Origin of the sequence: Actinoalloteichus hymeniacidonis, assembly GCF_014203365.1 — a bacterium.
Lineage (GTDB): Bacteria > Actinomycetota > Actinomycetes > Mycobacteriales > Pseudonocardiaceae > Actinoalloteichus_A > Actinoalloteichus_A hymeniacidonis.
The window spans coordinates 3,686,753-3,711,568 of record NZ_JACHIS010000001.1 but is presented as its reverse complement, the minus strand read 5'-3'; the positions used below and the strand labels follow the sequence as shown (position 1 = coordinate 3,711,568).

The window sequence follows — 24,816 nt, the reverse complement described above, 5'->3', positions numbered from 1 at the left end:
GGAGGGCGGTTGCCGAAAGTCGAGCGCTTGCCGACTAGACAATTTCCAGGTGCACACAGGTGGGAGCGCATCCTGTGGCTCGCAACGATGCTCGGACGCCGCACACCTCGGTCTTTCGCCTGTACAGCGGTGTGGTCGGACCCGGTCGATCGAGCCCGACCACACTGGAACAACGGGAGGTGTTCGCGTCAGCCGACGCTGAGGTCGCAGATCTTCCAGCCGTCTTCTTCGACCACCGTGATGGACGCGTCGGCCGCGAGCCGCATGCCCTGTTCCTCCAGCTGCGTCTTCTCCTCCGGGGAGAGACCGGTGAGCTCCATCGAGAGATCGACCGCGACCGCACCACTGGAGTCCGGTTCATTGACCTGTTCGACGGTGAACTGGGGCACGGCGTTGGCGAGCTCGGGCGGGGCACCCGCCATGATGTCGATCTGCGAGGCCTCCTCGTCGGGCACCCGCTCGGCTTCGCAGGTCATGTTGTTCGCGGTGATGTAGTCCTCTTCGCTCAACGCGTTCGCGAAAGCGGTGGCAGCGCCCTCCGGCGAATCTGCGGATGCGCCGCCTTCGGAGCCGCCGCCGCCTTCGGAGCCGCTACCTTCGGAATCGCCGCCCTCGCCGGGCGAACCCTCGCTCTGGCTGTCGGATCCGGAACCGGACTGGGCGTTCTGCCCGTCGCCGGAATCCTCATCGGAGCCGCCGAAGAGGAAGATGGCCGCCACGATTCCGACGACGAGGAGCACGCCGACACCGGAGAGGATCCACGGCAGCGGGCTCTTCTTCGGTGGTTCCCCGCCGGGGCCGCCGAACCCGGGGCCGTACCCGCCGGGCTGCTGGCCGTAACCCTGCGGGCCGCCGGGCTGCCCCGGGCCACCCGGGCCGGGGCCCTGGCCGTGGTGCTGCGGGAATCCGCCCGACGGCGGTCCGCCCTGCTGCGGTTGCCAACCTCCCGGTTGGCCGTGCGGGCCGGGCTGTTGGGGCGGCATGGACATAGCGAATCTCTCCTACGACGCACGGACGTCTCGTCGACATTGTTCGCGGACCGTTGCCCGCCGCATCTTGCGGTCGGCACCGTGATGTGCGGTCTGCCCGGCGACGGTAGCGCCCTGCGCGGAGGTTCGTGGAATTCTTTCGAAGAAGGCGGCGAATAAGTGTGATTAATTCTCACGTGCACAGTGAGGATCGTGTTAAGGAACCAACGGCCGTGATGCCCGTCTGCTCGGGCTGCTGTAGACGGTCGCCGCGTGCCTGCTGGTCGGTCCGGGTAGGAGACACGAAAGCGGCCGGGTCCCGTACGGGACCCGGCCGCTTTCGAGATGAAACGACTTACGAGGTGGAACGGCTCACATGCTGCCCAGTCCGCCGCCGCAGACCTTCCAGCCGCCGTCCTCTTCAACCAGTTCGAAGGAGAGAGTCGGGATGCTCTCGCCCGATTCATCCATCATCTGCTGCATCTGCGGGTCGAGTCCCTGCAGCTCGATCGCGATCTCGGCATTGGCCTTGCCGTCTGCAGGCTCGCTCACGCTGACCACGGAGAACTGCATGGAGACGTCCTCACCCAGTGCTTCGAACCCGGCGGCCATGTCTTCTTCTTGGGTGGCGAGGTCCTCAGGAGTGGGCTGTTGCGCCTCGCACATGAACTCGGCTGCGCCCTCCCAGTCCTGCTCGTTGATCGCCGCGACCATGCCGTCGGCGGCCTGTTGCGGGCTGCCGGAGCTACCACCGCCGCCGAGGGTGAAGATCAGGACGACGATCACCGCGATCACCACGACGCCGCCGCCCGCGAGGATCCACGGCAGCGGGCTCTTCTTGGGCGGTTCGCCGCCGGGGCCGCCGAAACCGTCGGGCTGCTGGCCGTACTGCTGCGCGGCGAACGGTCCGGACTGCTCGCCGAACTGGCCGGGGGGCGGCTGCTGCCCGAACTGGCCGGGCTGCTGGCCGAACTGGGGCTGGCCACCCTGCGGGGGCTGGCCGTAGGGTCCGGGCTGCTGGCCGTACGGCGGTTGACCGCCCGGCTGGCCTTGCTGCCCGTAGGGGCCCTGGGGGTTGGGCGGGACGGTCATGACTTTCTCCTCAATGCTGCCGCATCCACGTGATCGGGCGGAGCCTAGCGGCTGGTCGAACCGGTGCTGACACTTGGGACGCACCGTAATTGATTTCGTTCCCGCCTTAGCCCTGTTCGGTGGATTCCATCCCGCCGACCGGGCGTTTATGGGTCACACCCAGGAGCAACACCGCCAAGGACGGTGATCGCCGGTACCGTGGTATCCACCAGCACGGGAGGAGGTGCCGAGATGCCGCACGACCATCCCGGCAGCAAGCCTGACAGCGGCGACGAGCAGCGGTTCGGTGGGGACGCCGAGCTCGCTGCGCAGATCCGATTCCTCGAGGACGAGGTGGCGCTGTTGCGCCGTCAGTCCTCGCAGTCTCCTCGGCAGTCCCAACTATTGGAACAGCGCCTTGTCGAGGCGTCCGACCGTATCAACCAACTCACCGAACGCAACGCGAAACTGGTGGACACCCTCAAAGACGCTCGTACCCAGCTGACAGCGTTGCGGGAAGAGGTCGATCGCCTCGCCCAGCCGCCCAGCGGATATGGAGTGTTCCTTCGAGGGCACGAAGACGGCACGGCGGATGTGTTCACCGCCAGCCGTCGGATGCGGGTGCCGCTCTCGCCGACGGTCTCGGCGGAGGAGATCACCCTGGGCCAGACCGTGCGTCTCAACGAGGCGCTGACCGTGGTGGAGGTGGGCGGCTACGAGCGGATCGGCGAGATCTGCACGCTGCGTGAGCTCCTCACCGACCCCGGACAGAGCAGCCCGAGTCGTGCACTGGTCGTGGGTCACACGGACGAGGAACGTCTGGTGTGGCTGGCGGCGCCACTCAGCGAGGCGCCGCTGAAGTCCGGCGACTCCCTACTCGTGGACAGCAAGGCGGGTTACGCCTACGAACGGGTGCCCAAGGCCGAGGTCGAGGATCTCGTGCTGGAGGAGGTGCCCGACGTCGGCTACACCGATATCGGCGGGCTCGGCAGGCAGATCGAACAGATCCGCGACGCGGTGGAACTTCCCTTCCTGCACTCCGATCTCTTCCGCGAGTACGAACTTCGTCCGCCGAAGGGCGTGCTGCTCTACGGTCCGCCGGGCTGTGGGAAGACCCTGATCGCCAAGGCCGTCGCCAACTCGCTGGCCAAGCAGGTCGTCACGGCGCGCGGCGGCAACCCCGACGAGCAGGCCAAGTCCTACTTCCTCAACATCAAGGGGCCGGAGCTGCTCAACAAGTTCGTCGGCGAGACCGAACGACACATCCGACTCATCTTCCAGCGGGCCAGGGAGAAGGCCTCCGAGGGCACTCCGGTCATCGTCTTCTTCGACGAGATGGACTCGATCTTCCGCACCAGGGGCAGCGGCGTCTCCTCCGATGTGGAGACCACCATCGTTCCGCAGCTGTTGAGCGAGATCGACGGCGTCGAGGGGCTGGAGAACGTCATCGTCATCGGCGCCTCCAACCGGGAGGACATGATCGACCCGGCGATCCTGCGACCGGGCAGGCTCGACGTGAAGATCAAAATCGAGCGCCCGGACGCCGAGGGCGCCAAGGACATCTTCTCCAAGTACCTGACCGCCACGTTGCCGATCCACGCCGACGACCTGGTGGAGTTCCAAGGCGACAAGCAGGCCTGCGTCGATGCCATGATCCAGAACACCGTGGAACGGATGTACGCCGAGTCGGAGGAGAACCGCTTCCTCGAGGTCACCTATGCCAACGGTGACAAAGAGGTGCTGTACTTCCGGGACTTCAACTCGGGCGCGATGATCCAGAACATCGTCGACCGAGCGAAGAAGGCCGCGATCAAGGGCGTGCTGGAGACCGGCCAGCCGGGGCTTCGGGTCCAGCATCTGCTCGACGCGATCGTGGACGAGTTCGCCGAGAACGAGGACCTCCCGAACACGACCAACCCGGACGACTGGGCGCGGATCTCCGGTAAGAAGGGCGAACGGATCGTCTACATCCGCACCTTGGTGACCGGTAAGAACCAGGAGTCGGGTCGAGCCATCGACACGGCGACGAACACTGGGCAGTACCTGTAGCTGTTTTTACGAGTGTGGCCGGCCCGGGGCGGATCGCGTCCCGGGCCGATCGCGCGAGAGGGTCAGGCCGACCCGGGCGGCGAGTAAGGCAATCGGTGGCGGTACGCGGCGGGCATCTGGTGAATTATTTTCGGCCCGTTCATTTCTTGAGGTCGTGGAGAATCGTCAACGGCGACTCCGCAGGTCAGCGGCAATCCGACCCGGTTGAAAATTTCGCTTCCGATTTGAGCCATTTCAACCTTGCAATCCGGGCCTTCTCGCTGTGTAAGGTGATCTCCGTTATCGGCCGAATCCGGAGATCGAGTGATGATGGCGAGGCGCGGAGTAGATGCGTGATCCGCAGTACGGCGCCTACGACCGACGAGTCCGCTACTCGGGATTCTCCCGGCTGATGAGCCCAGGCGTTCTCTGAAGCTCAAGTGATGACAGAGGTAGCTGATCATGTCGATGTCTATTCCCCGGCTGGCCAGCGCGGGCGCGTCGGCGGCGTTGCTGCTCTTCTTGGCAGGCTGCGGCGAGGCCGATTCGGCCGCTCCCGGCGGGGATTCCGATTCCCGGAGTTCCGTGGAGACGGCCGAGGACGAGTTGATCGCGGCCGCGAAACGCGCCTGCGATGAACCGACCCAGGTGGTATTGCAGGAATTACCGGATGCCACCGGAAATTACACCACCAACCGGGTGCAGGGGCCTACCTGCAATTGGACTAACCGTGAATACCTGGAGGGAGCAACGATCACTGCTATTTCCGGAGCACCGTATGCGGAATGGTTGGAGTCGGATACCTTGATCACCGGCGAGACCTCCACGCTGGAGATCGGTGGCTTACCCGCGACGCAAGGAGCCACCGATGAGGGCTGCGCGGTCCTGGTGGATGTCTCCGGCGCGGCATTGAGCGTCGAGGTGCGGTTGGTGCGGGACGACACGCCGTGCGAGGTGGCCGCCGAGCTGGCGAGCGAGGTCCTGGACGGCCGCTGACCCGGCGCCGCCTCCGGAAGGCCTCGGGGCGCACTCGGCGATCGACGTCGGGTCCGACCTGTGATCGAGGAACACGAATCCGGAGAACCGCGGGTGGTGCCACGACCGACTACGGTGGTCGCCGTGCCCACGACTTCCCGACAACCGATCGCACCCAGGGTGGCGCTGGGGCTGGCAGCCCTAGGGCGACCGGCCTACATCAATCTCGGTCGGGAGGGAGAGCTACCGCACGACCGCAGCGTCGCGGCGATGCAGGCGGCCACCTGGGAGACGCTGGATCTCGCCTACGCACACGGAATTCGCTGGGTGGACGTCGCCCGCTCCTACGGGCGTTCCGAGGAGTTCCTCGCAGGCTGGCTCACCGAACGAGGCCACAGCGACGTGACGGTGTCGAGCAAATGGGGCTACGCCTACGTCGGCGAGTGGCGTACCGACGCCACTGTGCACGAGGTGAAGGAGCACTCCCTAGAGCGGCTGCGCACCCAATGGGCGCAGAGTAGAGCGCTGCTCGACGGGTGGATCGACTTCTACCAGGTGCACTCGTTGACCTCCGACAGCCCGCTGTTCGAGGACGCGGAGTTGCTTGCGGCGCTCGCCGACATCGCGGCGGAGGGCGTGCGGTTGGGCTTCTCCACGTCCGGGCCCGGCCAGGCCGACACCGTGCGCCGAGCGCTCGAGCTGGAGTTCGACGGGCGACGGCTGTTCCGAGCGGTGCAGTCGACGTGGAACCCCCTGGAGCCCTCGGTCGGTGACGCTCTCGCCGAAGCGCATCGCGAGGGTGTTCACGTCCTGGTGAAAGAGGCGCTGGCCAACGGCAGGCTCGTGGTGGAGCCGCCCGCCGTCATCGGCGAGATCGCTCGCCGACACGGCGTCGGAGCGGACGCCGTGGTGCTGGCGGCGGCGTTGTGCCCGCCATGGGTGGACTCCGTGCTGTTCGGCCCGGCAGGCCCCGGCCAGCTGCGGGCCAATCTCGCAGCCGAGGATGTGCGGCTCACCGAGGACGAACTCGAGCAGATCGCCGGACTGGCCCAGCCCGCGACCCGGTACTGGCAGGAACGCGCCGCGCTGCCGTGGAACTAGGCGCCCGACCCGTCGCGCAGGCTTGAGCGGCGGGCTCGCTGTCATCCGAACGGGCAATACCGAGCGTGCCATTCCGGCGGAGACGGCCCGCGCGCGGCGCGCCCTCCCGATCGCGCCGTGACGTCCCCTTGCACGGACGACACGCCGAGGACCCGGCCCCGTGCGACGACTGTTCCGTGATCTTCCGACCGCCGACCGTCGGGCCCGCGAACCCGTAGGCTGGCGACCATGCGGCGGATCATGGGCACCGAGGTGGAATACGGCATCGCAGTGCCGGGGGACAGCACCGCGAATCCGGTGCTCACCTCGACGCAGGTGGTGTTGGCCTACGCGGCCTCGGCGGACATTCCCCGGTCGCGGCGGGCCCGCTGGGACTACGAGGTCGAGTCTCCGCTGCGCGATGCGCGCGGTTTCGATCTCGGTTCCGGCCATTTTCCCGCCGCCGATCCGGATTCCGATGAACTCGGGGCGGCCAACGTCATCCTCACCAACGGCGCCCGCCTCTACGTCGACCATGCGCATCCCGAGTACGCCGCGCCCGAGGTGACCAACCCGCGCGATGCGGTGATCTGGGACAAAGCGGGCGAGCGGATCATGGAGGCGGCGGCCATGCGGGCGGCCACCGTGCCCGGGCAGCCCAAGCTCCAGCTCTACAAGAACAACATCGACAACAAGGGCGCCTCCTACGGGACCCACGAGAACTACCTGATGGCCAGGAGCACACCGTTCACCTCGGTGGTCTCCGGTCTGACGCCGTTCTTCGCCTCCCGGCAGGTGGTCTGCGGGTCTGGACGGGTCGGTATCGGCGCCGCAGGCGACGGCGCGGGATTCCAGCTCTCGCAGCGCGCCGACTACGTCGAGGTCGAGGTCGGACTGGAGACGACGCTCAAGCGCGGCATCATCAACACTCGCGACGAGCCGCACGCCGATGCCGACAAGTACCGCAGGCTGCACGTGATCCTCGGCGATGCCAACCTCGCGGAGACCTCCACCTACCTCAAGCTGGGGACCACCGCGCTGGTGCTGGATCTGATCGAGTCCGGCAGGCGGTTCGACGATCTCCGGCTCGCCGACCCGGTACAGGCGGTGCACGCCATCAGTCACGACCCCACGCTCAAGACCACGGTCTCGCTGGCCGACGGCCGTCGGTTCACCGCCTTGGACCTGCAGTGGGCGTATCACGCCCGCGCCCAGGAGTTCGCCGATGCAGGCGGCCTCGAACCTGCGGGTCGGGCGGTGCTGGACATGTGGGGCGAGATCCTCGCCGCTCTGGGCCGTGACCCGATGGAGTGTGCCGACCGACTCGACTGGCCTGCCAAGCTGCGCTTGCTGGAGGGATATCGGACCAGGGACGGGCTGGGCTGGGCGTCGCCCCGGCTGCACCTGGTCGACCTGCAGTACTCCGACATCCGGCTCGACAAGGGCCTGTACAACCGCCTCGTCGCGCGGGGCTCGATGCGGCGGCTCGTCACCGAGGACGAGGTGCTCGCCGCCATGAGCATGCCGCCCGAGGACACCAGGGCCTATTTCCGAGGTCGCTGCCTGCAGCGTTACCCGGCGGCGGTCTCCGCCGCGTCCTGGGACTCGGTGATCTTCGATCTCGGACGCGAATCCCTCGTGCGTATTCCCACCCTCGAACCCCTTCGCGGCACGAAGGCGCACGTCGGACACCTTCTCGAGGCGGCCGAGACCGCCGAGGAGCTGGTCGACTCCCTGACCCGTCGTTGACGGTGTCTACCGCTGTTCGAGTAGGCGACAGGGCAGGCCAGGCTGGGTAATGTTGATGTCGAGCCCCAACACCTGAGGAGGCGAGATGGCCCAGGAGCGAACGCAACGCCATGGCGGCGGTGACGGCGACGAGGAGGAGACTCCCGACGCGGGTACCGGCGGTCAGGAGCGCCGCGAACAGCTCGGCGAGGACGTCGACACGATCTTGGACGAGATCGACGACGTGCTCGAGGAGAACGCGGAGGACTTCGTGCGCGCCTATGTCCAGAAGGGTGGCCAGTAGCCACTCCGATCACGACCGCCACCGTCCCCTCGACCAAGGAGATCATCTCGCCGATGGAACCGTCCTCGGTTGCGCCCTCTGCAGGCGCCGTGCTGCCCGCCGCGTACCTCGCGCCGGGCTCGTCCTTCGTCGACTTCCTTCGAGCGGCCTCACCCGAGCTGCTGCCCGGTGGCCGAGCTGAGAACGGAGGCCGAGTGGATACCCCCCACGGCACGACCATCGTCGGGTTGACCTTCCGAGGCGGCGTCCTGATCGCGGGCGACCGCAGGGCTACCAGCGGGAACCTGATCGCACAGCGCGACATCGACAAGGTCTACGTCACCGACGACCACTCTGCGGTGGCCATCGCGGGCGCCGCCGGGATCGCGGTGGAGCTGGCGCGGCTGTTCACCGTGGAGCTCCAGCACTACGAGAAGATCCACGGCGTCTCGTTGTCCCTGGACGGCAAGGCCAACCAACTCGCGGGCATGGTCCGGGGCAACCTGGACCAGGCGATGATGGGGCTGGCGGTGATCCCGTTGTTCGTCGGCTACGACGTGCACGCCTCGGATCCGCTGCGTGCGGGTCGCATCGTCTCCTACGACGTCGCGGGCGGTCGTTACGAGGAGCGGTCGGGCTATCACGCGGTGGGCTCCGGCTCGCTCTTCGCGAAATCGGCGCTCAAGAAGCGGCACGATCCCGAGGCCGACGCCGACGAGGCGGTGCGGACCGCCGTGGAGGCGCTCTACGACGCCGCCGACGACGACACCGCCACCGGACACCCCGATCTGACCAGACGGATCTACCCGACGGTGGTCCTGATCACCGAGGAGGGCGCACGCAGGCTCGATGACGATCGAGCCGAGGCCGTCGCGCGCGCCGTGGTGGAGGGTCGCCAGGAGAACCCGGGCGGCTGAGCCGTTGGTATCGATGGGGTCACCGGGCCGAGGTCATGCCTCGACCGGGATCGGCTGCGGCCTCCTGCGGAGGGATCCCCATCGCCTCGTGTACTTCTTGCCCGTCCGACAACGCCAGGAGCGTCACTCGTGAGCATGCCGTTCTACGCCTCGCCAGAGCAGTTGATGCGCGAGCGGTCCGAGCTGGCCCGAAAGGGAATCGCCAAGGGCCGCAGCGCCATCGTCCTGACCTACGCGGGTGGTGTTCTCTTCGTCGCCGAGAATCCGTCGAAGACCTTGCACAAGGTCTCCGAGATCTACGACCGCATCGGATTCGCCGCGGCCGGGCGCTATCCGGAGTTCGAGAACCTGCGGGTGGCAGGCATCCGCCATGCCGATCTCACCGGTTACGCCTATGACCGGCGGGATGTCTCCGGACGCTCGTTGGCCAGCTTCTACGCCAAGACCCTCGGGGCGATCTTCACCGAGCAGATCAAGCCCTACGAGGTGGAGATCTGTGTCGCCGAGGTCGGTGCGTCACCGGACCTCGACCAGCTCTACCACCTCACCTACGACGGCTCGATCATCGAGGAGCCCGGCTTCGTGGTGATGGGCGGACAGGCCGAGACGATCTCCGGCGCCCTGCGGGACGCCGACCATGCGACGTCGACCTTGGAGGAGGCCGTCCGCGACGCGGTCCGAGCATTGACCGCCGAGCCGGCCAACAGCAAGAACGAACCCCGGGAGCTGCCGGTGGGACAGCTGGAGGTGGCCGTCCTGGAGCGTGACCGGCCGCACCGGGCATTCCGCCGCATCAGATCGGCCTCGGTGAGCGCGATCCTGGAGACCGCCGACGGCGACGCGAAGAAGGATTCCGAGCCCGCGAAGCCGGAGTCGGACTCGGACTCGGACGAGCAGGCTCAGGAGAGGCCGGAGGCATGAGGCAGCCGCTGGCCGTGCCCGACAGGGCATGGCCAGCGGGCTAGGCGGCCGCCGGACCCGAGGTCAGGGGGTCGGGGGCTTGCGCTGCAGCGCACGGCGGTGATGCGGCCTGGTGACCAGCACCGGGCAACCTGCCCGCCGGACACAGATCGCGGCCACCGAACCGAGCATCAACCTGCTTCCGCGCCCACGGTGACCGACCACGAGCAGTTCAGCGGTCTCGGACGCCGTCAACAGCGCTCCCACCGCCTGTGATCGCGGCAGATGCAGTTGTATCCCCGAGGCCGGACCCTGCGTGGGCAGTGTCTGGGAGATGAGGGCCTGGGTGCGGTTCTCCACCCAGTGGTGGAACTCCTCGACACTGGGCACGGCCGAGGGGCGGAATCCGGGCGGTCGTGGTGCCGTACGCAGCGTCCATGCCCGTACGACATGCAGCGTGACTTCGCGTCGTCGTGCCTCGTCCGAGGCCAGTAGGAGTGCGTGCAATGAGGGTTCGGAGCCGTCGATACCCACGACGACCCCGCCATCGATACCCAGATCTGCTCGCATCGCCTACCGGTCCCGATTCGCAAGCGGCGGCCTGGCCCTGTCCGGTGTGGAATAGCTGACCTTGTCGAGGTTCGGCATGGCGGACTCCCTGCGTCGATTGCTCCAGGGTGAGACACACCACACTACTGTGACGAGCTGCCGATCGGGCGAAATCTCGATCAGTCGCGCATCGCCCTGCTCAGTCGGGGTCGATACACCTGCAGCACGCCGAAGTGGGCGGCGAAGCGGAAGCGACGTCCGGCCGGTCCCACCTCGCCGTCGGTGGCGGGCAGGACGGGGTCGCCCGCCACCTGCACCGTCAGCTCGGCGCACGAGCGCTGCACATAGGTCCGGCTGTGGTGCAACGCGCCGGTCATCGCGGCCAACACGAATCGCAGCCGGGAGAACGGGACGTCGGCTCGCACGTAGCGCACGTCCAAGGTGCCGTGGTGCAGTCCACCGCGAAGCATGGGCGCGAAGCCTCGGGGCTGGTAGGCGCCGTTGCCGACGAAGAGCAGCCAGACCCGCCGGACCCGACCGTCGATCCGCACCGTCATCGGTCGAGACTCCCGCAGCACCCGGACCAGGGCGGCACCGGCGGCGGGCCATTTGCCCCACCGGTCCTCCCGCTGCTCCCGATACCGCACCATGTCCGGGTAGCCACCGAGACTGGCCGTGTTGAGGAACCAGCGATCGGTGCGTCCGTCGATCTCGACGCTGCCCAGGTCGACCTCGATCCCGGTGCCCTGTTCGGCGGCCAGTGTCGCCGCAGTCGGCCCGTCGACCCGGATATCGCGCGCGAAGTGGTTCAAGGTGCCGCCCGGGATCACCAGCAGCGGAAGTTTGCGGACCGCCGCGACCGAGGCCACGGCGGCCACGGTGCCGTCACCACCGGAGACGCCGATCGCCCGCACGCTCGAACCCAAGTCGTCGACCACCTCGGCCAGCTGCTCGACGAGGTCGGCGCCTTCCTTCGGGTAGACCACGGTGGCCGAGGGCCAGGCCTGGGCGAGGTGCTCGCTCGCGTCCTCGCCCTCCACCCCGGACCCCGGGTTGATCAACAACACCAACCCGTCGCCGTCACCCAGCTTCGGCAGGTCGATCTCGACGCCGGGCCCGTCGTAGACCTCCTCGGACACCGGCCACCAGCGGCGGGTGGCGCCTGCCACCGCCGCACCCAACACGGCACCGCCGAGCACGTCGCTGGGCCAGTGCACCCCGGTGTGCACCCGCGAGACGGCGACCGCGGCGGCCACCGGAGCGACCACCATGGCCGCGCGCGGACTCTCCATGGCCACCGCCGTGGCGAAGGCGGTGGCGGAGGCGGCATGTCCCGAGGGGAAGGAGGAGGAGCGCGGACGGTATCGGTAGCGCCGGTGCTCCGGCAGCAAGTCCACTGCGGGGCGCCGCCGGGGGAACAGGGGCTTGGCCACCGCGTTGGCGATCGTGCTCACCCCGGCGATCGCGGCTAACCCGCGCCACGCCGCTCGCCGAGTCGGCCCCTTGCGCACGGCCAGCACGGCCGCCGCCGTGACCCACAGCAGGCTGTGGTTCGCGGCGTTCCCCAGTTCCTTCATCAGCGGGTCGGCGGGAGTCCTCGGCAGGCGTGAACTCCGCCGGACGAGGTCTCGATCCACGCGGTCGATGCCGCCTGCCACGCTGCGCAGCCAGTTCCACACCGGATAGACGCTAGCGTTTCCCCGAACGGATCACGGAGGAATCCCGTCACAGCGCTTACTGTGGACCTTATGCAGCGGCGGATCTTCGGGATCGAGACCGAGTTCGGGGTGACGTGCACCTTCCACGGGCAGCGGCGTCTGTCCCCGGACGAGGTGGCCAGGTATCTGTTCCGACGGGTGGTGTCCTGGGGACGCTCCTCCAACGTGTTCCTTCGAAACGGTTCCCGGCTCTACCTCGACGTGGGTTCCCACCCCGAGTACGCCACCGCGGAGTGCGATGACATCACGCAGCTGGTGACGCATGACAAGGCGGGCGAGCGCGTCCTGGAGGGCCTGCTGATCGACGCGGAGCGTCGACTGGCGGACGAGGGCATCGGCGGGGACATCTTCCTGTTCAAGAACAACACCGACTCTGCGGGCAACTCCTACGGTTGCCATGAGAACTACCTGGTGGGGCGCGCAGGCGAGTTCGCGCGGGTCGCCGACGTCCTGCTGCCGTTCCTCGTGACCCGCCAGCTCGTCTGTGGCGCCGGCAAGGTGTTGCAGACGCCTCGGGGTGCCGTCTACTGCCTGTCTCAGCGCGCGGAGCACATCTGGGAGGGCGTCTCGAGTGCGACGACCAGGTCTCGGCCGATCATCAACACCAGGGACGAGCCGCACGCCGACGCCGAGCGTTATCGACGGTTGCATGTGATCGTCGGGGACTCCAACATGTCCGAGACGACCACCATGCTCAAGGTCGGCAGCGCGCACCTGGTGTTGGAGATGATCGAGGCCGGGGTGCAGTTCCGCGACTTCACGCTCGACAACCCGATCCGGGCCATCCGCGAGATCAGCCACGACCTCACGGGTCGGCGACCGGTTCGGCTGGCGGGCGGCCGGGAGGCCTCGGCGTTGGACATCCAACGCGACTACCACGCCAAGGCGGTCGAGCACCTGCGTGACCGCGAGCCGGACGCGATGCTCGAACGGGTCGTCGAGCTGTGGGGACGCACCCTCGACGCCGTCGAGCAGCAGCAGCTCGGCCTCATCGACCGGGAGATCGACTGGGCGATCAAACAGCGGTTGATCGATCGCTACCGCAACAAGCACGACCTCGAACTGTCCAGTCCGAGGATCGCGCAGATCGACCTCGCCTATCACGACATCCGTCGAGGCCGGGGCCTGTTCGACCTGCTGCAACGCAAGGACATGGTCGCGCGGGTCACCGACGACGGCGAGATCGAGGCCGCCGAGGACACCCCGCCGCAGACCACCAGGGCGAAGCTGCGCGGCGACTTCATCGCGGCGGCGCAGAACGCCAACCGCGACTTCACCGTCGACTGGGTCCACCTCAAGCTCAACGACCAGGCTCAGCGGACCGTACTGTGCAAGGACCCCTTCCGAGCGGTCGACGAGCGAGTGGAACGCCTGATCGCCTCGTTGTGACACCGCGTCCGGAACCGGCCGGCCTCCGTCCTGCGCAGTCCGTTCGGATGAGGCCGGTTCGGGTCGACGGTCCCGCCTGCCGATGTGACCGGTGGTGCGGGTGTGGCTGGAGGGCCCTCCATCGGGCCGGAGATCGATGTCGTCCAGAGGTAGCGGGTGCGTCACACCGTCGGGTGGCCAGCGGCTAGGGTGCGAAGGTGTCAACTGCACGCGCTGAGCGCCTGGTGAACCTGGTGTTGTGCCTGCTGTCCACCCGTCAGTTTCTCGGGGCCGACCGGATCCGAGGGATCGTTCCGGGCTACGCGGACGCGCCGACCGGCGACGCCTTCTTCCGAATGTTCGAACGTGACAAGGCCGAGTTGCGGGACCTGGGGATCCCGCTCGAGACCGGCCGCAACTCCAGCTTCGACGGGACCGAGGGCTACCGCATCGCCCGGCGGGACTACGAGCTGGGCGAGATCGATCTGGAGCCCGACGAGGCCGCTGCCGTGGCGCTGGCCGCCCGCCTGTGGGACTCGCACGACTTCGCCGACGCCGCCCGGCGTGCCGTGGTGAAGCTGCGGGCCGCCGGGGTGGACGTCGACCAGGGCACGGCACCGTCGGTCGAACCGAGGGTGCGGATCACCGAACCCGCCTTCGCCGAACTTCACGCGGCAGTACAGGCCGGACAGGTGGTGAGCTTCGAGCATCGCCGTAACAGCAGCCCGGAGCCCATCCGCCGGGTGGTCGAACCGTGGGGCGTGGTGTCCTGGCGGGGCCGCTGGTATCTGGTCGGGCACGACCGGGACCGGGAGGCGACCCGTTGTTTCCGGTTGTCCCGCATCGTCGGACCGGTGACCGCCTCCGGGGAGAAGGGTGCGGTGAGCAGGCCGGAGGGCGTCGACCTGTTGTCGATCGTCGCGCACACCTCCGAACCGCCCGCGCCTGCGGCTCCCGCCGTGTTGTGGATCGCCAGGGACCGTGCGACCGGACTGCGCAGACATGGGCGCGAGCTGGGTGAACGCACCGTGGACGGCATCGAGGGCGACCTATTCGAGGTCGAGTTCAACGATTCCGGCACGGCATCCGACTGGATCGCCGGTTACGGACCGGACGTGCTGGTCATCGAGCCCGAGCCACTGCGGACCTCGGTGCGCACCGCGCTGCTCGGCGCGATTGGGGAGGGAACGCGATGAGTGCCTCGTCGGAACGGTTGTCCCGATTGCTGTCCCTGGTCCCGTACCTGCTGGCCCGGCCGGGAATCCCGATCGCCGAGGCGGCCGCGGACTTCGACGTGACTCCTCGGCAGCTGCGCAAGGACCTCGAACTGCTGTGGATGTGCGGCCTGCCCGGTTACGGGCCGGGTGACCTGATCGACCTGTCCTTCGACGACGAGTCGGTGATGGTCTCCTACGACGCGGGCATGAGCAGGCCACTGCGCTTGACCACCACCGAGGCCACCTCGCTGCTGGTCGCCCTGCGGGCCCTGACCGACGACCCCGGCGTCACCGACGTCGACGCGGTCGCTCGCGCCGTCGCCAAGATCGAGGCTGCCGTGGGTCGCGCCCAGCCCTCCGGTGTGGTGGTCGGTCTCGGCAGGCACGGTGCCGTCCGCGAGGGCGTGCGCGACTCGGTGCAGCAGGCGCTGGAACGTCGCAGGGCCCTGCGGCTTCGCTACTACACGGCATCGCGCGACGAGATCAGCGAGCGCACCATCGATCCGACCCGGTTGGTGCTGTTGGACGGGCGCGACTACCTCGAGGGCTGGTGTCGATCCGCCGAGGGCATGCGCTTGTTCCGGATGGATCGGATCGACCAGGCCGACGTGACCGACGAGCCTGCGGCGCCCCCCAAGCACGCCGAGCCGGTCGACCTGACCACCGGTGCGTTCCGACCCGCCGCCGACCAGCACGCGGCGGTACTGGTGCTCGACCGAGACGTGCGCTGGGTCGCCGAGTACCACCCGGTCGAGGACCCGATCGAGGTCGAGGGGGGCAGACTCCGCGTGACCATGCGCTATTCCGACAGCTCCTGGATGCTGCGGCTGGTGCTCGGACTGGGCGGCAGGGTGCAGATCCTCGAACCGGCGAGCCTGGCCGAGGCGGTTCGGAGTCGAGCCGGTGCGGCGTTGTCGCTGGCCGACAAGCTCGCGGAAGACCTCGCGGCCGACGGGATACGGTAGACCGGTGGTCTATCTGCTCAGCGGGCTGGTCGTCGTCGGTCTCATCCTTCTCGCCATAGTCCTGCATCGGCTACTAAGGTCGCTGCGGAGGATGCGTCACGCCCAGTCGCGGCTAAGTCGCACGGTCCGGGACCGGGGCGGCATGCTTCGAGCCCGGCTCGCCGCCGTCGAGGTCGCGGTGCAGGAACGCAACAACAGGCCGACAACCCAGGTGCCCCACGATCACCAGGACGAGAACGGGAGCGTCATCAATGTTCAACCTCGGAACCGCTGAGATCCTGATCATCGCGGGAGTGCTCGTGCTCCTCTTCGGCGCGACCAAGCTGCCGCAGATGGCGCGTTCGCTCGGCCAGTCCGCCCGCATTCTGAAGGCGGAGACCAAGGGCATGCGCAGCGAGGGCAAGGAGGAGAACGACGCGGCACCCGAGGCCGCCGCCCCCGCCCCGCAGGCACCGGTTCCGGCTCCGCAGCCGATTCAGGCCGCCCAGCCTGCGACGGCCGCTCCGGTGGCCGCGCAGCCGGTGGCCCAGCCAGTCGAGCCGCAGCCCGCCGCGCAGCCCGCAGCGGCAGCACCCGCCGAGACCGCGCCGCCCGCCGCGGCTGCGCCGCAGGCCGCCCAGCCCACCGTGGCCCAGCCCGCAGCCGCCGCCCCGCAACAGCAGGCCACGTCCAACAACGCCGAGTAACAGCTCACTCGTCGGGCCCGGCATTCCCACACCGGCCGGGCCCGATGGAGTCGGTTCTATCGTCGCGCGATCCTCCGCCGAGGTCAGCCTCGTTGGGTGGCGGACATGTCGATCTCCTTGGCCGCTTCCCAACACTTCTCGCAGCTCGCCCAGAACCGAGCCAATCCGTTGTCGTCGCTCGCTACGACGACCACCTCGTCACACAGCGCAGTCGCGGTCTCCTCGTCTCCATACCTGCGACGCGGGCCGCGCAGCACATGGCGTTGATTACTCGCAGGCTGCCAGTGGTAGACGCTCACTGGTGCACACCCCCTCTGCTGTTCTTCAGCGCGAGGATCACCACTGTCGGTGATGATCTCTCTCCTCCACGTTAACGACGCCGAACGATCAATGGCGACAGGTTCCGTCTTCCTAGTGACGCGCAGGGGGCGGCTTCCGTTGGTATCCGCCGGATCTCAATCGATTTCTCGTCATCCGGCAACGCCGTCGGTGTCCGCGCGCCCGACCGGCATCGGTGCCCGGATAGTGCGTTCCCCGCCGCCGGACCCCACGGTTATTCGACCGATCTCCGCTGATCAGGCGCCGAATGTCGATAATGATCCGGGTACTCGTCGGCTCGATGTGAAAGCCTGAGGTCGTGGCCGCACGCTCTTCGAACAACTCGGCACTGACCCCATCGGGTCGTTACGCCGCCGCCCGCGCTCGCAGCGGAGCCCCTCGTCTGTCGGACTTCCTCCTCGAGATCGATTTCGAACTCGATCCCTTCCAGCTCGAATCCTGTCGGGCGTTGGAGGCGGGACACGCCGTCCTGGTCTGCGCACCGACTGGTGCGGGCAAGACCATCGTCGGTGAGTTCGCCGTCCATCTGGCCCTGGCCGAGGGGCGGAAGTGCTTCTACACGACACCGATCAAGGCGCTGTCGAACCAGAAGTACGCCGATCTGTGCGCACGCCATGGGGCGGAGAACGTCGGGCTGCTCACCGGCGACACCGCCGTCAACGGCCACGCTCCCGTCGTCGTCATGACCACCGAGGTGCTGCGGAACATGCTCTATGCGGGTTCCTCGAGCATCGAGGGACTCGGCTACGTGGTGATGGACGAGGTCCACTACCTCGCGGACCGGTTCCGTGGCGCGGTCTGGGAGGAGGTCATCCTGCATCTGCCGGAGAACGTCCGGCTCGTGTCGTTGTCGGCGACGGTCAGCAACGCCGAGGAGTTCGGCGAATGGCTGGACGCGGTCCGAGGCGACACGTCCGTGGTGGTCGACGAACACCGGCCGGTGCCGCTCTGGCAGCACATGATGGTCGGTAACCGGTCGATGGACCTCTTCGGCGGCGAGTCGGGTGGCGAACTGAAGCTGAACCCGCACCTGTTGCGCCAGGTGCAGAACACCGAACGCAGTGAGCCTGCGTGGCGTGGGCCCCGGCGTGATCGAGGGTCGCGTGATCGTAGAGGCGGCCCCTCGCACCCTGCCCGTTTCCGGCCACCCGCTCGCCCGGACGTCATCCAGCGCCTCGGCTCCGCCGGGCTGTTGCCCGCGATCATCTTCGTCTTCAGCCGGGCGGGCTGCGACGCGGCCGTCAATCAGTGTGTCCGGGCCGGGGTGCGGCTGACCACGGAGGCGGAGACCGAGGAGATCCGGCGCGTCATCGATCTCAAGACCGTGGACCTGCCCGACGGCGATCTCGGTGTGCTGGGTTATTGGGAGTGGCGGGAGGCCCTGGAGCGCGGGGTGGCCGCACACCACGCGGGTATGCTGCCGGCCTTCAAGGAGACCGTCGAGGAACTGTTCGTCCGGGGCCTGGTCCGTGCGGTGTTCGCCACCGAGACGCTTGCGCTGGGGATCAACATGCCTGCCCGCACCGTCGTGCTGGAGAAGTTGGTCAAGTACAACGGTGAGGCGCACGTCGACCTCACACCGGGGGAGTACACCCAGTTGACCGGCCGGGCGGGTCGACGCGGCATCGACGTCGAGGGCCATGCGGTCGTCATCTGGCAGCCGGGGATCGACCCGCGTCAGGTCGCCGGGCTGGCCTCCACCCGCACCTACCCGCTGCGCTCGTCGTTCCGCCCCGGCTACAACATGGCGGTGAACCTGGTGCACCGGGTGGGCGTCCCGGCCGCACGGGACCTGTTGGAACAGTCGTTCGCCCAGTTCCAGGCCGACCGCTCGGTGGTGGGGCTGTCCCGTCGGATCGAGCGCAACGACGAGGCGCTGGCCGGTTACCGGGAGTCGGCGCGGTGTCACCTCGGCGACTTCGACGAGTACATGGACCTGCGACGGCGTGTCTCGGCACGGGAGAAGGCCCTGGCCAGGCAGAACAGCGCTGGGCGGCGGGCCGAGGTCGCCGCCTCGCTGGAACGGCTGCGCAAGGGCGATGTCATCGCGGTTCCCTCCGGTCGGCGATCCGGGCTGGCCGTGGTCGTGGACCCGGGCCTGGATCCGTTGAACGAGCCGAGACCGCTGGTGGTCACCGAGGATCGATGGGGCGGCCGGTTGTCGGTGATGGACTTCCCCTCACCGGTCGAGGCGCTCGGCAGGATGCGGCTGCCCAAGCAACTTGAGGTGCGGTCGCCGCGCTCCCGTCGGGACCTCGCATCGGCTCTGCGTTCCACCGGTATCGCGGTCCCGGTCCGCGGACGCAACAAGCCGGGCGGCGCGCACGAGGACGAGGAGCTCAACACGCTCCGCCGCGCCCTGCGGTCCCACCCCTGTCACGGCTGCGACTCACGGGAGGATCACGCCCGCTGGGCCGAACGACACCACCGGTTGGCGACCGAGAACGATCAACTACGGCGCAAGGTCGCCGGGACGACCCACTCGTTGGTTCGCACCTTCGACCGCATCCGGGCACTGCTGCGTGCCAGGGGCTACCTGGAACCCGGTGAACCCGGCGCGGCACAGGGCGGCGAGATCCGGAGCGAGTCGGCCCCGGCGGTCTCGACCTCGGAGTCTGCGCAGGTGGAGGCGACCGAGGATGTCTCGGAGGGCGTGACGAGGTCGGACGATGTTCCGGCGGAGGCCGCTGCCGAGCCGATCCCGTCGCGCGGCACCGTGGTCGTGGTGGGCGGCGATGGCGAGGTGATCAGCGAGCACGGCCGTCGGCTGGCCCGGATCTACAGCGAATCGGACCTACTCGCTGCCGAGTGTCTGCGTCACGGGGTGTGGCGTGGCCTGGAACCGGCCGAACTGGCCGCGGTGGTCTCCGCCCTGGTCTTCGAGTCCCGCCGGGACAACGGTCCGATCGTCGCCCTGCCTGCGGGACCGGTGACCGATGCGCTGGGGGAGACGATGCGGATCTGGGCGGACCTGGAGGACGACGAGCGTCGGCATCGGCTGGATCGAACCAGGGAACCCGACGCGGGCTTCGCGTGGCCGGTGTACCGGTGGGCGCGCGGCGAATCGTTGGAGAAGGTGCTGACGGCGGCGGAGAGCACCGGCCATGAGCTCTCGGCTGGGGACTTCGTGCGTTGGTGCCGCCAGGTGGTGGATCTGCTCGATCAACTGCGCACCGTCGTGGGCACCCGCGACCCGGTGGGTGGCGCGGCGGCCAAGGCGGTGGCGTCGCTGCGGCGTGGAGTCGTCGCGATGAGTACTGCCTGAGCGGCGACCATCGATCACAGCCCTACTACAGCCTCGACCATTCGGTGTGGTCAGGGCTAGGACTATGGTGTGATCGGCCGGAATCGGTGGCTTATGTCCGCACCGGATCCCTTGAATAGCACCGTGTCATCCAGTGTCAACCCGGAGGCAACCATGACCAGCCCGTACGGACCGTCCGGGGGGAACGACCCACAACAACAGTGGGGCCAGCAGCCTTACGGGGGCTACACCGGAACGCCTGCGGGCGGGACACCCGAGCAGGGATATCCGCAGACGGGCGGCTACCCGCAACAGGGTTACCCGCAGACGGGCGCCTACCCGCAGCAGGGCTATCCGCAACAGGGCGGCTACCCGCAGCAGACCTACGGCGGCCAGGGCGGTTACGGCTATCCGCAAGGTGGGCCGCCGCCGCAGAAGTCGGCTCTGCCCTGGGTGATCACCGGCATCGTCGTGGTGCTCCTGGGTGCCCTCGCCGTGCTCGGTTTCGTCTGGCCCGGCTTCTTCAACACCCGGGTTTTCGACGAGAACGCCGTCGAGGAGGCCGTCACCCGCATCGTGCGGGAGGACTACGGCGCCAGCGAGGTCTCGGACGTGACCTGCCCGGCGGGTAGGCCGTTGGAAGCGGGAACCTCGTTCGACTGCACGGCGACGGTGGACGGCGAACAGTCGACCATCACCATCTCGGTCCAGACCGACGAGGGTGAGTACCAGGTCGGCCAGCCCTGACGACAGCGGCGCCGGGGAGACGGAAATCATTCGCCTCCCCGCGCGCCGAACGGGCATCATCGGCCGGGTGTCCGACTACGCGATCAGAACGCTCGACGGCGACGACGTCGTCGAGGCGAACACCCTCTTCCGAGCCGCACTGCATTCCCGACCGTCCGAGGCCGAACATCGGGCCGAGGTGCGGGCAGGCTACCCCGCAGGCCGCGCCCTTGGCGTCCTGGACGGCGACGACCTGGTGGGCACCGCGATGTCCTTCCCGTCGGCCCTGGCGGTGCCCGGTGGTGCGGTTCGTTCCATGGCGGCGGTGAGCAGGATCGCGGTCCGCGCGGATCACACCCGACGCGGCGTTCTCACGATGCTGCAGAAACACCAACTGGCCGACCTCGCCGGTCGCGGCGAGGTCTTCGCATCGCTGCGTGCCTCGGAGGCATCGATCTACGGCCGGTTCGGCTACGGGGTCGCCGAGCGCATCCGGTCCATCACGGTGCGGTCGGCGATCGCGCGGATTCGCCCGACGGTGCCGCGTGTGGGGCACACCCGGCTCGTCGACCAGACTCGGATCGATTCGCTGCTACCCGCGCTCTACGAGCGCATCGGGTTGCACCGGGCGGGCATGATCACGCGTCCCGACGAACTGTGGCGTGCGCGATTCCTGGGTTGGCGCACGAGCAGCGACCTGATTCGGACGGCCGTGCACTCCGATGCCGACGGCACCGACGACGGTTTCGTCGTCTATCGCACCGCCAAGGACGGCTCCGGGTTCACCAGCTTCCTCGAGGTGATCGACCTACACGGTGCCACGCCGACGGCGACCCGGGAACTCTGGCGATTCCTGTTGAGCATCGATCTCATCGATTCGATCAAGGTGATGATGCAGGCGGTCGACGACCCGTTGGAGTGGCTGCTCACCGACCGTCGGGCGGTAGAGGTCACCGGGGTGGAGGACGCGACCTGGCTGCGGATCCTCGACGTGCCGACCGCTCTGGCCGCCCGCACCTACGCCGGCGGCGATGCGGTGGTCATCGAGGTCGAGGACCCACAGCTGCCCGCGAACTCGGGCCGCTATCGCATCGACGGCGAGGGCGCCCACCGCACCGAGGAACCCGCGGACCTGGTGATGAGCGTGGCCGTGCTGGGTGCGCTGTATCTGGGAGACGTCGCACCCTCGGCGCTGGCCTGCTCCGGCTGGCTCACCGCGACCGACGAGACGGTGTTGGCCCGGGCCGATCGCTTGTTCCGCACGACCATTCCGCCCTACTGCGGCACCTTCTTCTGATCCCGTCCGCCCGCCGCAGGCTCCCGAGATCAGCGCCGTGCCTGGGCCAACGCCTGGGTCAATCGATCCACGGAGCTGGTCAAGCCCCAGCGTTCGCCGAGTTCGGCGAGCCGCTGGGGATCGGCGGGCTCGGCAGGCAGGAGGTCGGTCTCGCTGCCGGTGATCGGCGCGTCGAGCGCCACACGCACCACGGTCGGAGCCACGTCGAGGTAGCCGGCCGCCGCCACCAACGCGGTCCGAGCGCGCTTCGGGACCTCGGCCGAGGACTCCGCGGCGGCCTGCCTCAGGGCGGCCAGCGAGCCGAAGACGCTGATCAACTTCGCGGCGGTCTTCTCGCCGATCCCGGGAACCCCGGGCAGCCCGTCGGAGGGGTCGCCGCGCAGCATCGCCATCTCGGCATAGGCCGAGCCCGCATCCGCTTCGGGAATGCTGTATCTCGCCGCCAGCGTGGCCGGGTCGATCCGTTCGCGTTTGAGCCAGCCTCGACCGACGTAGAGCACCACGACCGTCGTCGGCTCGGCGCGCACGGTCTGGAACAGATCTCGGTCACCGCTGACGATCTCGACCGGGTCGCGGCCCTCCCGATGCGCCAGTGTTCCGATCACGTCGTCCGCCTCGAATCCGGCGGCCTCGGCCGTCGCCAGCCCGGCTGCGGCGAGGACCTCGAGGATGATCGGGACCTGCGGGGTGAGGGTGTCGGGTACCGACTCCGCCACCGGGGTGCCTGCCGAGTCGGTGTCGGCGCCCCCCTCGTGTGGGGACTCCTCCGCGACCCGATGCGCCTTGTAGGACGGCAGGGCCCGGACCCGGAACGCAGGTCGCCAGTCGGCGTCCAGACAGCACACGAGCCGTCCCGGCCGCCGGTCCGACACGATGCGGGCCACGGTGTCGACGAATCCCCGGACGGCATTGACCGGGGTGCCGTCGGGAGCGGTCAGGGACTCGGGCAACGCGTGGAAGGAGCGGAACCACAGGCTCGCGGAGTCGAGGAGCACCAGGGGAGCGTTCACCGTGTCAGACTGCCGGCAGGGACCGACGAACGCGCCGTGGACACCCCGCTTCCCCCTGCGTCGACCATTCCGGTGGCGAGGCGATCGGTGTTCGACCGCTCGGCGGTCTCGCTAGGCTGTCGTCCATGTCGTCGACCCCAGTCTCGCTGCCCACTGCCCAGGTACTCCGCGACCGTATCGATCGCGCCCGTGCGGCCTGTGCAGCCGGCGGTCTCGACGCGCTGCTCGTCGCCCCGGGCTCCGATCTCCGGTATCTGTTGGGTGTCTCGGGCGGCTCTCACGAACGACTCACCACCCTCGTGGTGCCCGCCGAGGGCATCGATGCGCAGCCGATCCTGGTGCTGCCCAAGCTGGAGGCTCCCGGTTTCGCGGCGGTCCCCGCCGAGGAGATCGGTCTGGGTCTCGCGACCTGGGTCGACGGCGAGAACCCGTACCAGCTGGTCCGTGATCTGTTGGGCGCGGGCGGCAGGCTGCCTCGCCGGGTCGCGGTCGGCGACATGCTCGAGGCGATGCACGTGCTCGCGCTGCGGACCATCGACCCGAGCATCGAGCAGAGCCTGACCGGGCCGGTCCTGCGGGAACTCCGGATGCGCAAGACCGCCGAGGAGATCGAGGGACTCGCCTCGGCGGGAGCCGCCATCGACCGGGTGCACGCCAGGATGGGCGAGTGGCTGCGGGTCGGCCGCACCGAGGCCGAGATCGGCGCCGACATCGCCGCCGCGATCGTCGAGGAGGGGCACACCGGGGCGGAGTTCGTGATCGTCGGCTCCGGCCCCAACGGGGCCAGCCCGCACCACGACGTCTCGGACCGGATCGTGCAGGCTGGTGACGTGGTGGTGATCGACATCGGTGGGCCGATCCCCTCCGGCTACAACTCCGACTGCACTCGCACCTATGTCCTCGGCGAGCCCGCCGACGACGTCCGCGCCACCTACGAGGTGCTCCGCTCGGCACAGCAGGCCGCGGTGGACGCGGTGCGTCCCGGGGTCACCGCCGCCGAGATCGACGCGGCGGCGCGGGAGCCGATCGAAGCGGCCGGCCTCGGGGAGTTCTTCATCCACCGCACCGGGCACGGGATCGGTCTGGACGTACATGAGGAGCCCTACATCGTGGGCGGCAACGACCTCCCGGTGGAGGAGGGCATGGCGTTCAGCGTGGAGCCCGGTATCTACCTGCCGGGCCGGTGGGGCGCGCGGATCGAGGACATCGTGGTGGTGACGGCGGACGGGGTCCGCTCGGTGAACACCCGGACCCATGAGTTGACGGTGCTGCCCGCATGACCACCGCCCTGGAACCGACCGACCGTGCCATCCTGCGCGAGCTGTCCGCCGACGGCCGATGCAGCTTCACCGACCTTGCCGAACGCGTCGGCCTCAGTGTGTCCGCCGTGCACCAGCGGGTGCGGCGCCTCGAGCAGCGAGGCGTCGTGCAGGGCTACGCGGCCCGGCTGGACGGCGAGCAGATCGGTTTGGGACTGACCGCGTTCATCTCGCTCACCCCGACCGACCCGGCCGCACCGGACGACTATCCGCAGCGCCTCCGACATCTGCCGCAGATCGAGTCCTGCTATTCGGTGGCAGGCGAGGAGTCCTACATCCTGCGGGTGCGGGTCGCCTCGCCCGCAGGTTTGGAGGATCTCCTGCGGCAGATCAGGGAGGCGGCGAAGGTCGCGACGCGCACCACCGTCGTGTTGTCCACCCCGTTCGAGAATCGCTCGCCCGCGGTCTGAGACGTCGCCGACGCCGGC

At 68.6% G+C, this 24,816-nt stretch carries 22 protein-coding genes and 1 pseudogene; 17 read left to right on the top strand and 6 right to left on the bottom strand.

Features of this window, described 5'->3' with window-relative positions; genetic code table 11:
• Positions 1–188: 188 nt before the first annotated feature.
• Together BKA25_RS15185 and BKA25_RS15180 are read right to left on the bottom strand one after the other, a co-directional pair.
• Positions 189–989: a hypothetical protein gene (locus BKA25_RS15185; RefSeq protein WP_069848895.1), complete on the bottom strand. Its 801-nt coding sequence runs from the start codon at positions 987–989 to the stop codon at positions 189–191.
• Positions 990–1,340: 351 nt separating this feature from the next.
• Positions 1,341–2,060, bottom strand: coding sequence for an Rv0361 family membrane protein (locus BKA25_RS15180; protein WP_069848897.1), 720 nt, complete (start codon positions 2,058–2,060; stop codon positions 1,341–1,343).
• A 231-nt stretch (positions 2,061–2,291) separates the two neighbouring features.
• Here BKA25_RS15180 and arc point away from each other — a divergent pair, with 231 nt between their 5' ends.
• From arc to prcA, 7 genes are all read left to right on the top strand, one after another.
• The gene (arc, locus tag BKA25_RS15175) at positions 2,292–4,088 is read left to right on the top strand and encodes a proteasome ATPase (RefSeq protein ID WP_069853599.1); all 1,797 of its coding nucleotides are present in this window, start codon (positions 2,292–2,294) and stop codon (positions 4,086–4,088) included.
• Between the two features lie 441 nt (positions 4,089–4,529).
• Positions 4,530–5,063: a DUF3558 family protein gene (locus tag BKA25_RS15170; RefSeq protein WP_069848899.1), complete on the top strand. Its 534-nt coding sequence runs from the start codon at positions 4,530–4,532 to the stop codon at positions 5,061–5,063.
• Positions 5,064–5,186: 123 nt separating this feature from the next.
• Complete coding sequence (locus BKA25_RS15165; protein ID WP_236750736.1) at positions 5,187–6,143, top strand: aldo/keto reductase; 957 nt, start codon at positions 5,187–5,189, stop codon at positions 6,141–6,143.
• A gap of 228 nt (positions 6,144–6,371) precedes the next feature.
• On the top strand, positions 6,372–7,871 hold the full coding sequence (dop, locus tag BKA25_RS15160) for a depupylase/deamidase Dop (protein ID WP_069848900.1): 1,500 nt from the start codon (positions 6,372–6,374) through the stop codon (positions 7,869–7,871).
• Positions 7,872–7,956: 85 nt separating this feature from the next.
• On the top strand, positions 7,957–8,154 hold the full coding sequence (locus BKA25_RS15155; protein WP_069848902.1) for a ubiquitin-like protein Pup: 198 nt from the start codon (positions 7,957–7,959) through the stop codon (positions 8,152–8,154).
• Between the two features lie 53 nt (positions 8,155–8,207).
• A complete protein-coding gene (prcB, locus tag BKA25_RS15150; protein WP_069848904.1) occupies positions 8,208–9,050 on the top strand; it encodes a proteasome subunit beta in 843 nt (280 codons plus the stop codon).
• Between the two features lie 129 nt (positions 9,051–9,179).
• Positions 9,180–9,971 carry a proteasome subunit alpha gene (prcA, locus tag BKA25_RS15145; RefSeq protein ID WP_069848906.1) on the top strand — a complete coding sequence of 264 codons (792 nt, stop codon included), beginning with the start codon at positions 9,180–9,182 and terminating at the stop codon, positions 9,969–9,971.
• A 63-nt stretch (positions 9,972–10,034) separates the two neighbouring features.
• On the opposite strand, the gene BKA25_RS15140 is transcribed toward prcA, so the two are convergent.
• Together BKA25_RS15140 and BKA25_RS15135 are read right to left on the bottom strand one after the other, a co-directional pair.
• Entirely contained in the window at positions 10,035–10,520 is a 486-nt protein-coding gene (locus tag BKA25_RS15140; RefSeq protein WP_069848908.1) for a universal stress protein, read from the bottom strand.
• A 158-nt stretch (positions 10,521–10,678) separates the two neighbouring features.
• Positions 10,679–12,178, bottom strand: a complete 1,500-nt coding sequence (locus BKA25_RS15135; RefSeq protein ID WP_069848910.1) for a bifunctional phosphatase PAP2/diacylglycerol kinase family protein — start codon at positions 12,176–12,178, stop codon at positions 10,679–10,681.
• A gap of 69 nt (positions 12,179–12,247) precedes the next feature.
• On the opposite strand from BKA25_RS15135, the gene pafA reads away from it, so the two are divergent.
• The 5 genes and pseudogenes from pafA to tatA form a co-directional block, all read left to right on the top strand.
• Complete coding sequence (gene pafA / locus BKA25_RS15130) at positions 12,248–13,606, top strand: Pup--protein ligase (protein ID WP_069848911.1); 1,359 nt, start codon at positions 12,248–12,250, stop codon at positions 13,604–13,606.
• A gap of 197 nt (positions 13,607–13,803) precedes the next feature.
• Positions 13,804–14,781 carry a helix-turn-helix transcriptional regulator gene (locus BKA25_RS15125; protein ID WP_069848913.1) on the top strand — a complete coding sequence of 326 codons (978 nt, stop codon included), beginning with the start codon at positions 13,804–13,806 and terminating at the stop codon, positions 14,779–14,781.
• Complete coding sequence (locus tag BKA25_RS15120) at positions 14,778–15,767, top strand: helix-turn-helix transcriptional regulator (RefSeq protein WP_069848915.1); 990 nt, start codon at positions 14,778–14,780, stop codon at positions 15,765–15,767. Before BKA25_RS15125 ends, BKA25_RS15120 begins: the two co-directional genes overlap by 4 nt.
• A gap of 4 nt (positions 15,768–15,771) precedes the next feature.
• The gene (locus tag BKA25_RS15115) at positions 15,772–16,041 is read left to right on the top strand and encodes a bacteriophage holin (RefSeq protein WP_069848917.1); all 270 of its coding nucleotides are present in this window, start codon (positions 15,772–15,774) and stop codon (positions 16,039–16,041) included.
• A pseudogene (gene tatA / locus BKA25_RS28425) lies at positions 16,019–16,291 on the top strand (Sec-independent protein translocase subunit TatA); the annotation flags it as partial. The gene BKA25_RS15115 and the pseudogene tatA, both read left to right, overlap by 23 nt.
• A gap of 245 nt (positions 16,292–16,536) precedes the next feature.
• On the opposite strand, the gene BKA25_RS28420 reads toward tatA, so the two are convergent.
• A complete protein-coding gene (locus tag BKA25_RS28420) occupies positions 16,537–16,752 on the bottom strand; it encodes an HC3 family zinc finger protein (protein WP_172803781.1) in 216 nt (71 codons plus the stop codon).
• 338 nt (positions 16,753–17,090) lie between these two features.
• On the opposite strand from BKA25_RS28420, the gene BKA25_RS15100 reads away from it, so the two are divergent.
• The 3 genes from BKA25_RS15100 to BKA25_RS15090 all read left to right on the top strand — a co-directional run bounded on the left by BKA25_RS15100 (position 17,091) and on the right by BKA25_RS15090 (position 22,059).
• A complete protein-coding gene (locus BKA25_RS15100) occupies positions 17,091–20,057 on the top strand; it encodes a DEAD/DEAH box helicase (protein WP_069848920.1) in 2,967 nt (988 codons plus the stop codon).
• Positions 20,058–20,210: 153 nt separating this feature from the next.
• A complete protein-coding gene (locus BKA25_RS15095; protein WP_069853601.1) occupies positions 20,211–20,783 on the top strand; it encodes a DUF4333 domain-containing protein in 573 nt (190 codons plus the stop codon).
• A 67-nt stretch (positions 20,784–20,850) separates the two neighbouring features.
• Positions 20,851–22,059 carry a GNAT family N-acetyltransferase gene (locus BKA25_RS15090; protein ID WP_069853602.1) on the top strand — a complete coding sequence of 403 codons (1,209 nt, stop codon included), beginning with the start codon at positions 20,851–20,853 and terminating at the stop codon, positions 22,057–22,059.
• A 29-nt stretch (positions 22,060–22,088) separates the two neighbouring features.
• On the opposite strand, the gene BKA25_RS15085 is transcribed toward BKA25_RS15090, so the two are convergent.
• Positions 22,089–23,069, bottom strand: coding sequence for a 5'-3' exonuclease (locus tag BKA25_RS15085; RefSeq protein ID WP_069848922.1), 981 nt, complete (start codon positions 23,067–23,069; stop codon positions 22,089–22,091).
• Positions 23,070–23,194: 125 nt separating this feature from the next.
• Between BKA25_RS15085 and BKA25_RS15080 the strand changes: the two genes are divergently transcribed.
• A complete protein-coding gene (locus BKA25_RS15080; protein ID WP_069848924.1) occupies positions 23,195–24,349 on the top strand; it encodes a M24 family metallopeptidase in 1,155 nt (384 codons plus the stop codon).
• Positions 24,346–24,798: an Lrp/AsnC family transcriptional regulator gene (locus tag BKA25_RS15075; protein WP_069848925.1), complete on the top strand. Its 453-nt coding sequence runs from the start codon at positions 24,346–24,348 to the stop codon at positions 24,796–24,798. Before BKA25_RS15080 ends, BKA25_RS15075 begins: the two co-directional genes overlap by 4 nt.
• Positions 24,799–24,816: the final 18 nt, after the last annotated feature.

Excerpts from the sequence above, each read along its gene's own strand:
- BKA25_RS15185 (WP_069848895.1), bottom strand. The coding sequence starts at position 989 with ATGTCCATGCCGCCCCAACAGCCCGGCCCGCACGGCCAACCGGGAGGT.
- BKA25_RS15180 (WP_069848897.1), bottom strand. The coding sequence starts at position 2,060 with ATGACCGTCCCGCCCAACCCCCAGGGCCCCTACGGGCAGCAAGGCCAG.
- arc (WP_069853599.1), top strand. The coding sequence starts at position 2,292 with ATGCCGCACGACCATCCCGGCAGCAAGCCTGACAGCGGCGACGAGCAG.
- BKA25_RS15170 (WP_069848899.1), top strand. The coding sequence starts at position 4,530 with ATGTCGATGTCTATTCCCCGGCTGGCCAGCGCGGGCGCGTCGGCGGCG.
- dop (WP_069848900.1), top strand. The coding sequence starts at position 6,372 with ATGCGGCGGATCATGGGCACCGAGGTGGAATACGGCATCGCAGTGCCG.
- BKA25_RS15155 (WP_069848902.1), top strand. The coding sequence starts at position 7,957 with ATGGCCCAGGAGCGAACGCAACGCCATGGCGGCGGTGACGGCGACGAG.
- prcB (WP_069848904.1), top strand. The coding sequence starts at position 8,208 with ATGGAACCGTCCTCGGTTGCGCCCTCTGCAGGCGCCGTGCTGCCCGCC.
- BKA25_RS15140 (WP_069848908.1), bottom strand. The coding sequence starts at position 10,520 with ATGCGAGCAGATCTGGGTATCGATGGCGGGGTCGTCGTGGGTATCGAC.
- pafA (WP_069848911.1), top strand. The coding sequence starts at position 12,248 with ATGCAGCGGCGGATCTTCGGGATCGAGACCGAGTTCGGGGTGACGTGC.
- BKA25_RS15120 (WP_069848915.1), top strand. The coding sequence starts at position 14,778 with ATGAGTGCCTCGTCGGAACGGTTGTCCCGATTGCTGTCCCTGGTCCCG.
- BKA25_RS15095 (WP_069853601.1), top strand. The coding sequence starts at position 20,211 with ATGACCAGCCCGTACGGACCGTCCGGGGGGAACGACCCACAACAACAG.
- BKA25_RS15080 (WP_069848924.1), top strand. The coding sequence starts at position 23,195 with ATGTCGTCGACCCCAGTCTCGCTGCCCACTGCCCAGGTACTCCGCGAC.
- BKA25_RS15075 (WP_069848925.1), top strand. The coding sequence starts at position 24,346 with ATGACCACCGCCCTGGAACCGACCGACCGTGCCATCCTGCGCGAGCTG.